An 8,795-nucleotide genomic window follows, 5' to 3' on the forward strand; every position below is an offset into this window, starting at 1 on the left:
GGCTGACCACCTCGGCCATGATCGCTTCGCTCGCGGCCGAGGGGCAGCGGACCAAGCCGGCCCCGTTCGGCCACGCGCTGGTGGAGCTGGCGAAGGACCGGCCCGAGATCGTCGGCATGACGGCCGATCTCGGCAAGTACACGGACCTGCACGTCTTCGCCAAGGCGTACCCGGACCGCTTCTACCAGATGGGCATGGCCGAGCAGCTCTTGATGCTCGCCGCCGCCGGCATGGCGCACGAGGGCTTTCTGCCCTTCGTCACCACCTATGCGGTGTTCGCCTCGCGCCGGACCTACGATTTCATCAGCCAGGGCATCGCCGAGGAGGGGCTGAACGTCAAGATCTGCTGCGCGCTCCCCGGCCTGACCACGGGCTATGGCCCGAGCCACCAGGCGACGGAGGACATCGCGATCTTCCGCGGCATGCCGGATCTCACGATCGTGGATCCCTGCGACGCGCTGGACATCGAGCAGGCCACCCGGGCCATCGCCGCGCATGACGGACCGGTCTACATGCGCCTCCTGCGCGGGAACGTGCCGCTGGTGCTCGACGAGTACGATTACCGGTTCGAGCTGGGCAAGGCGAAGCTGGTCCGCGACGGCACCGATGCGCTCGTCGTCTCGTCCGGCTTCATGACCATGCGGGCGCTGGAGACGGCCGAGCTGCTCGAGGCGGACCGTGTGAGCCTCGCCGTGCTGCACGTGCCGACCGTCAAGCCGCTGGACGAGGCGACGATTCTCCACGAGGCCCGGCGCGACGGGCGGCTGGTGATCGTGGCGGAGAACCACACCGTCATCGGCGGCCTGGGCGAGGCGGTGGCCGCGACGCTGCTCCGCGCCGGGGTGGCACCGAAGTTCCGGCAGGTAGCGCTGCCGGACGCGTTTCTCGATGCCGGGGCGCTGCCGACGCTGCACGACCGCTACGGCATCTCGGCCAACGCCATGGCCGCCAGCATCAAGGGCTGGCTCTAGGCACCGCCTTCCGGCCCGGCGCCCCGCCGCCCCGGCAGGTGCTGCGGCCACGGTCGAGGGGAAGGGCGCCGACAGCAGCGGCGGGCCAGATCCCCGCCGGATCTTCTGCATTCTCGCCCCCGGCACGAGCGGGAGCGCCCACGGCGGCCGGGCCGCGCTTCGGCTCGCGCCATCGCTGCAGCCGTGACGCCCGCCTCGGGGCCGCTCGAGCCGAGCGGGGCCTCGTCGTCACAGCCGTCAACATCCTCCGGCGCGTGATGCGCGACCGGCGGAACAAGGAAGGGAGCGTTGAACGTCATGACCCATGAGAATGGCCGCATCACCCGTCGGGCCGTGCTGGCGGCCGGCGCCGCGCTGCCGCTGGGCGCCGGCATCGCCCGCCGGGCCTCGGCGGCCGAGTTCAACTTCAAGCTGGCGACGGGGCAGGACCCGACCCACCCGGTGAACCTGCGGGCACAGGAGGCGATCGACCGGATCCGCGAGGCGACCGGCGGCAGGCTCGAGATCCGGCTCTTCCCGGCCAACCAGCTGGGGTCGGACACGGACCTGCTCTCGCAGGTGCGCAGCGGCGGAGTCGAGCTCTTCAACCTCTCGTCCTCCGTCCTCGCGACGCTCGTGCCCGCAGCCGGCATCGTGAACACCGGCTTCGCCTTCCCCGGCTACGACGCGGTGTGGCAGGCCATGGACGGCGATCTCGGCACCTACGTCCGCGCGCAGATCGCGAAGGCCGGCCTGATGACCGCGTCCCGCATCTGGGACAACGGCTTCCGCCAGATCACCACCTCGACCCGCCCGATCAACACGCCCGAGGACCTCGAGGGCCTCAAGATCCGGGTGCCGCAGGCGCCGACCTTGACCTCGCTCTTCAAGGCGCTCAAGGCCGGCCCGGCACCCATCAACTTCAACGAACTCTACTCCGCGCTCCAGACCAAGGTGGTGGAAGCGCAGGAGAACCCGCTGCCGATCATCGCGACGACCAAGCTCTACGAGGTCCAGAAATACTGCAGCATGACCAGCCACGTCTGGGACGGCTACTGGATCCTGGCCAACCGGCGCGCCTGGGGACGGCTGCCCGACGACGTCCGCGCGATCGCCGAGCGGGAATTCGACCGCTCCGCGGCGGACCAGCGGGCCGACATCGCGCGGCTGAGCGTCTCGCTGCGCCAGGACCTGACCGCGAAGGGGCTCCAGTTCAACGACGTGGACCGGGAACCTTTCCGCGCAGCGCTGCGCAAGACGTCCTTCTATCAGGATTGGAAGTCGAAGTACGGCGACGAGGCCTGGAGCAAGCTCGAGCAAGTCGTCGGCAAGCTGGTGTGACCGCTGTGACCCACCCCGAGAACATCCCCGTGACGGCGAGCGAGAGCCTCGTCTTCGAGAAGCGCAACGGGGCGGCGTCCCTGGACGCCACCCTCCGGTCTCTGGTCGAGATCCCGGCCGCACTCCTCGTCCTGGTCGAGGTCGGCGTGCTGCTCGCCGGCGTGGTCGCACGCTACGTCTTCCACCAGCCTCTCGTCTGGTCCGACGAGCTGGCCTCGATCCTGTTCCTGTGGCTCGCCATGCTGGGGGCCGTGGTGGCGTTCCAGCGTGGCGAGCACATGCGCATGACCGCCGTCATCGGCATGGTCCCGCCACCTGCGCGCGCCTTTCTCGACGTCGTCGCGATCGCCGCCGCCCTCGCCTTCCTGCTCGTCGTGGTCGAGCCGGCCTTCGAGTTCGCCTCGGAGGAGAGCTTCATCACCACGCCGGCGCTGGAGATCCCGAACGTCTGGCGTGCCGCGGCGCTGCCGGTCGGGATGGGCCTGATGATCCTGACGGCGCTGCTGCGGCTGGCGGAGGTCGGCAGCCGGCGCCTGGTGCTGGGTGCGCTGGGCCTGGTTGCCGCCCTGGTCGCGGTCATGGTCCTGCTCCAGCCCGTGCTGCAGGATCTCGGCAACCTGAATCTGCTGGTCTTCTTCGTGGGCGTGGTCGCAGCGGCCGTGTTCGCCGGCGTGCCCATCGCCTTTGCCTTCGGGCTGGCTACCGTGGGCTACATCGCGCTCACCACCGACACGCCGATGCTCGTCGTGGTCGGCCGCATGGACGAGGGCATGTCGCACCTCATCCTGCTGTCGGTGCCGCTGTTCGTCTTCTTGGGCCAGCTGATCGAGATGACCGGGATGGCGAAGGCCATGGTCGCCTTTCTTGCCAGCCTCTTGGGCCATGTTCGGGGCGGGCTCTCCTACGTTCTCGTCGGCGCCATGTACCTGGTGTCCGGCATCTCGGGGTCGAAGGCCGCGGACATGGCCGCGGTGGCCCCGGTGCTTTTCCCCGAGATGCGCAGCCGCGGCGCCAAGCCCGGCGACCTCGTCGCCCTGCTGTCGGCCACCGGCGCCCAGACCGAGACCATCCCGCCGAGCCTCGTGCTCATCACCATCGGCGCGGTCACCGGTGTGTCCATCGCGGCGCTGTTCACCGGCGGGATGCTGCCGGGCGTCGTGCTCGGCGCCACGCTCTGCGCCGTCGTCTGGTACCGCTACCGGGGCGAGGACCTGTCCCATGTGCGGCGCGCGAGCTGGGGCGAGATCGGCCGCGCCTTCGTCATCTCCGTTCCGGCGATCGCACTTCCCTTCCTGATCCGGGCGGCCGTTGTCGAGGGCGTGGCCACCGCCACCGAGGTGTCCACCATCGGCATCGTCTACGCGGTGCTGGCCGGGCTACTGATCTACCGCCGGTTCGACTGGCGCCGTCTCGGGCCGATGCTGATCGACACCGCGGCTCTCTCGGGCGCCATCCTGCTGATCATCGGCGCCGCGACCGGCATGGCTTGGGCGCTGACCCAGTCGGGCTTCTCGGCCGACCTGGCATCGGCGATGGCGGACCTGCCCGGCGGCGCGCCGGCGTTCATGGCGATCTCGATCGTCGCCTTCATCATCCTCGGCAGCGTGCTCGAAGGCATTCCGGCGATCGTGCTGTTCGGGCCGCTGCTGTTCCCGATCGCCCGGCAGGTCGGCATCCACGAGGTGCACTATGCGATGGTGGTGGTCCTGGCCATGGGGGTCGGGCTGTTCGCGCCGCCGTTCGGGGTCGGCTACTACGCCGCCTGCGCCATCAGCCGGATCCATCCCGACGAGGGCATGCGGCCCATCATGGGCTACATCCTCGCCCTGATCGTCGGCCTCGTCGTCGTCGCTGCCGTGCCCTGGATCTCCCTCGGCTTTCTCGGCTGACGGAGACGGCAGGCGCGTGACGGCCCCGCCCGAGACCGTCACGCGCCCGAAGGCCGAAGGACCGAGCACCCGTCGAGAGCGGCGCCGGCCGGGGAGGCGCGAGCCTCGTGCTGCTGCCGCCCGAGCGCTCACCCCAGCACGAGCAGCAGGTCCTTGGCGTCGATCTGGCTGCCGGGCTGGACCAGGACCTCCAGGACGACGCCGTCGCGGGGCGCGTGCAGGGCGGTCTCCATCTTCATGGCCTCGAGCGTCATGACGAGGTCGCCGGCCTTCACCTTCTGGCCGGGCTTCACCGCCACGGTCGCGATCGAGCCCGGCATGGGCGCCGCGAGATGCGCGTCGTTGCCCTCCTCGGCCTTCCGGCGCTGCTGCACGGTCGCGGCCACGGCCCGGTTCGGCACGGCGATCACGCGCGGCTGGCCGTTGAGCTCGAAGAACACCTCGACCGAGCCGTCCTCGCGCGTCTCGCCCACCGCCGTGAGCTGGATCACGAGCGTCTTGCCGCGCTCGAGGTCGACCGTGATCGCCTCGCCGGGCCGCATGCCGTAGAAGAACACCGAGGTCGGCAGCACCGAGACGGGGCCGTATTTGCGCCGGACGTGAGCGTATTCCGCGAACACCTTGGGGTACATGAGCCAGGAGGCGAGGTCGCGGTCGTCGAGCTTGCGGCCGGTGGCCTTCTCGCCCGCGGCGCGCTCGGCCTCGAGGTCGGCCTCGGGCAGAAGGGCACCGGGGCGCACCGTGATCGGCCGCTCGCCCTTCAGGACCTTCCTCTGCAGGGCCTCGGGCCAGCCGCCCGGCGGCTGGCCGAGATCGCCCCGCAGCATCTCGACCACCGAGGCCGGGAACGCGATCTCCTTCGCGGGATCGAGCACGTCCTCCGGGGTGAGGCCCTGGCTCACCATCATGAGCGCCATGTCGCCCACGACCTTGGAGGAGGGGGTAACCTTGACGATGTCGCCGAAGAGGTCGTTGGCGGTGCGGTAGGCGCGCGCCACCTCGTGCCAGCGGGTCTCGAGCCCGAGTGCGCGCGCCTGCTCCTTCAGGTTCGTGAACTGCCCGCCCGGCATCTCGTGGAGATAGACCTCCGACGCACCGCTGCGAAGGTCGCTCTCGAACGCGGCGTAGCGGGCGCGCACGGCCTCCCAGTAGAACGAGATCCTCCGGATCGCATCCGGGTCGAGGCCGGTGGCGCGCTCGGTCTGGGCGAGGGCTTCCACGATCGAGCCCAGGCAGGGCTGGGAGGTGGTGCCCGACATGGCGTCCATCGCGGCGTCGATCGCGTCCACCCCGGCCTCGACCGCGGCCAGCACGGAAGCACCGGCGATGCCCGAGGTGTCGTGGGTGTGGAAGTGGATGGGAAGGCCCACCGCCTCCTTGAGGGCCTTGACGAGGACACGCGCGGCCGCGGGCTTCAGGAGCCCCGCCATGTCCTTGATGCCCAGGATGTGGCAGCCCGCGCGCTCGAGCTGCTTCGCCACGTCGACATAGTAGGCGAGCGGGTACTTGGCGCGGGCAGGATCGAGGATGTCGCCCGTGTAGCAGAAGGCGCCCTCGATCAGCCCGCCGGCCTCGCCCACGGCATCGATCGCGACCCGCATGTTCTCGACCCAGTTCAGGCAGTCGAAGATGCGGAACAGATCCATCCCGGCCGCCTTGGCCTCGCGGACGAAGAAGCGGACCACGTTGTCGGGGTAGTTGGTGTAGCCGACGCCGTTCGCCCCGCGCAGCAGCATCTGGAGCAAAAGGTTCGGCACCGCCTCGCGGATGCGGGCCAGGCGCTCCCACGGGTCCTCGGCGAGAAAGCGCATGGCGACGTCGAACGTGGCCCCGCCCCAGCATTCGAGCGAGAGGAGCTGCGGCAGGCCGGTGGCATAGGCCGGGCCGATGGCGGCGAGGTCGAAGGTGCGCATCCGGGTCGCAAGGAGCGACTGGTGCGCGTCGCGCATGGTGGTGTCGGTGACGAGCACCCGGCGTTCGGCCTTCATCCAGGCGGCGAAGCGCTCGGGGCCCAGCGCCGCGAGGAGCTGGCGCGTGCCGGGGGCGGGCGCGCCCGGAAAGACCGGCGGCTCGGGCTCGCGCGCATGGGCCGGCGGGCGCGGGCGGTTCCTGGTCTCGGGATGGCCGTTGACGGTGACGTCGGCGATCCAGGTGAGGAGCCGCGTGGCGCGGTCGCGGCGGCGGGTAAGCTGGAACAGCTCGGGCGTCTCGTCGATGAAGCGGGTGGTGTAGTCGAGCGAGCGGAACTTCGGGTGTCCCAGCACCGCCTCGAGGAAGGCGAGGTTGGTGGCGACACCGCGGATGCGGTACTCGCGCAAGGCCCGCTCCATCCGGGCGATCGCCTCCTCGGCCGTCGGCGCCCAGGCCGTGACCTTCTCGAGCAAGGGGTCGTAGTAGCGCGTCACCACGGCGCCGGAATAGGCGGTGCCGCCGTCGATGCGGATGCCGAAGCCCATCGCCCCGCGATAGGCGGTGATCCGGCCGTAGTCGGGGATGAAGCGGTTCTCGGGGTTCTCGGTGGTGATCCGGCACTGGAGCGCGTGGCCGGAGAGACGGATCTGTGCCTGCTCCGGGATGCCGGTCGCCGCGACCTCGCCGATCCGCCTGCCCTCGGCGATCCGGATCTGCGCCTTCACGATGTCGAGGCCGGTCACGACCTCGGTGACCGTGTGCTCGACCTGGATGCGGGGATTGACCTCGATGAAGTAGAAGGCGCCCGTGTCGGCATCCATCAGGAACTCGACCGTGCCGGCCCCGACATAGTCGGTGGCGCGGCCGATCTTCAGCGCCGCCTCGCACAAGGCCCGGCGCGTGGCATCGTCGAGATAGGGGGCGGGGGCGCGCTCGATCACCTTCTGGTGCCGGCGCTGGATGGTGCAGTCGCGCTCGAACAGGTGGACGAGGTTGCCGTGGGTGTCGCCCAGAAGCTGCACCTCGACGTGGCGCGCACGGCGGACCAGCTTCTCGAGATAGACCTCGTCCTTGCCGAAGGCGGCGCGCGCCTCGCGCTTCGCGGTCGTGACGGCATCCAAGAGCCCCGCCTCGCTCTCGATCGGCCGCATGCCGCGCCCGCCGCCGCCCCAGGACGCCTTCAGCATGACGGGATAGCCGATCCCGGCCGCGAGCCGCCGGATCGCTTCCGGATCGTCGGGAAGCGGGTCGGTCGCCGGCATCACCGGCACGCCGACCGCAATCGCGAGGTTGCGCGCCGCCACCTTGTTGCCGAGCGTCCTCATGGTGGACGGCTTCGGGCCGATGAAGACGATGCCGGCTTCGGCACAGGCCTCGGCGAACTCGGGGCTCTCGGAGAGGAAGCCGTAGCCCGGATGGATCGCATCCGCCCCTGCCTCCTTCGCGACCCGCAAGACCTCGGGGATCGAGAGATAGGCCTCGATCGGGCCCAGACCTTTGCCGACCTGGTAGGCCTCGTCGGCCTTGAAGCGGTGCAGCGAGAGCTTGTCCTCCTCGGCGTAGATCGCGATGGTGCGGATACCGAGCTCGGTGGCGGCACGGAACACGCGGATCGCGATCTCGGAGCGGTTGGCGACGAGCAGCCGGCGGATGGCGTGCACGCTTCCTGGTCTCCCTGGTTCGGCGGTGGCGATCGGGTCGGGTGCGTTCCGGTCTCCGCAAGCGGCCCGTTTGTCAAGCCCGATCGTCGCAGGCGGCATGCCGATCCACGACCGGACGATCCGTCCGCGGCAGCGGCGGCGCGCGCCGGTCGGGCACGGATCGACCCGTGCAGCTCCACCCGGCGCATCCTGGCAGCACCTTTCCGGCTGTATCCGGCGGCAACGGGCAATCGGCTCTGACCGGCGGATTATTATTTGGAAGTGATGCCGGTGTATGATAGCGTACCATGTTGTTGCTACGGCAGCTCGACACCCGGCATTTCATGATCGGGTCGATCCGATGTGCTGTCGACTCGCTCGGCAGCGGCACGAGGCTGCAGAGCATGGACGGCCCTCACGCGGTGTTCATCGTCGAGGAGGTCCACGATGCGTTCAGAAGCTATGGTGACGCTGGCGATTGTTGGTGCCGTATTGTCGCCGTCTGCTGGATACACTGCCTGGAACGGCCCGGTATCCGAGGAATACAAGCCGCTGACCTGTCCGCTCGGGGTGCTGCCGAGCCGGATTTTCTGCAGCGGCGGCTACTGCGACAACATGTGGCTGGATTGTACTTCCGGTGCTTTCTCGGTGAGGCAGCGGACATGGCTGGACTATTTCTCGGAAGAAGGCGCGCATACGGGGAATTGTGGTGCCGGCTTCGTGACCGGCATGGCCTGCAAGGGCAGCTATTGTGACAATATTTCTTTGGAGTGCTCGTCCTTGAATGGATATGTTCCATCCGGGAACTGCTATCAGACCGGCCAGGTGTCGGAAGAGAACGGTGGAACGCTCGCCTTCCCGCCCGGCTATTATCCCGTGAGGGCAAGATGCTTCGGCAGATACTGTGACAACATGGATTTCTATGTCTGCACCCTGGCACCCTCGGCAGCACCATTCAGGCCCAACGCACGGTGAGCGCCCACACCGGCCGCGGTCTGCGCCTCGTGGGCCTGGTCAGCTTCGCACGCCGTCCCCCTGGCATGACGGCTCGGCGCTTCAGGCCG

Annotated in this window: 5 protein-coding genes; 4 read left to right on the top strand and 1 reads right to left on the bottom strand. The window is 69.4% G+C overall.

The window, feature by feature from the left end; all coding sequences use genetic code 11:
• Window positions 1-17: 17 nt before the first annotated feature.
• From U1T56_RS12835 to U1T56_RS12845, 3 genes are all read left to right on the top strand, one after another.
• Window positions 18-971, top strand: coding sequence for a transketolase family protein (locus tag U1T56_RS12835; protein ID WP_418159883.1), 954 nt, complete (start codon window positions 18-20; stop codon window positions 969-971).
• A gap of 297 nt (window positions 972-1,268) precedes the next feature.
• Window positions 1,269-2,291, top strand: coding sequence for a TRAP transporter substrate-binding protein (locus tag U1T56_RS12840; RefSeq protein WP_418159879.1), 1,023 nt, complete (start codon window positions 1,269-1,271; stop codon window positions 2,289-2,291).
• 29 nt (window positions 2,292-2,320) lie between these two features.
• Window positions 2,321-4,180, top strand: coding sequence for a TRAP transporter large permease (locus tag U1T56_RS12845; RefSeq protein WP_418159884.1), 1,860 nt, complete (start codon window positions 2,321-2,323; stop codon window positions 4,178-4,180).
• Window positions 4,181-4,308: 128 nt separating this feature from the next.
• Here U1T56_RS12845 and pyc read toward each other — a convergent pair whose 3' ends face one another.
• On the bottom strand, window positions 4,309-7,752 hold the full coding sequence (gene pyc, locus U1T56_RS12850) for a pyruvate carboxylase (protein WP_418159880.1): 3,444 nt from the start codon (window positions 7,750-7,752) through the stop codon (window positions 4,309-4,311).
• Between the two features lie 426 nt (window positions 7,753-8,178).
• Here pyc and U1T56_RS12855 point away from each other — a divergent pair, with 426 nt between their 5' ends.
• A complete protein-coding gene (locus U1T56_RS12855; protein WP_418159881.1) occupies window positions 8,179-8,706 on the top strand; it encodes a hypothetical protein in 528 nt (175 codons plus the stop codon).
• The last annotated feature ends 89 nt before the right edge of the window (window positions 8,707-8,795 follow it).

It is taken from the genome of Benzoatithermus flavus (genome assembly GCF_037908215.1).
In the GTDB taxonomy this organism is placed as follows: Bacteria; Pseudomonadota; Alphaproteobacteria; order Geminicoccales; family Geminicoccaceae; genus Benzoatithermus; species Benzoatithermus flavus.

Excerpts from the sequence above, each read along its gene's own strand:
- U1T56_RS12835 (WP_418159883.1), top strand. The coding sequence starts at position 18 with ATGATCGCTTCGCTCGCGGCCGAGGGGCAGCGGACCAAGCCGGCCCCG.
- U1T56_RS12840 (WP_418159879.1), top strand. The coding sequence starts at position 1,269 with ATGACCCATGAGAATGGCCGCATCACCCGTCGGGCCGTGCTGGCGGCC.
- U1T56_RS12855 (WP_418159881.1), top strand. The coding sequence starts at position 8,179 with ATGCGTTCAGAAGCTATGGTGACGCTGGCGATTGTTGGTGCCGTATTG.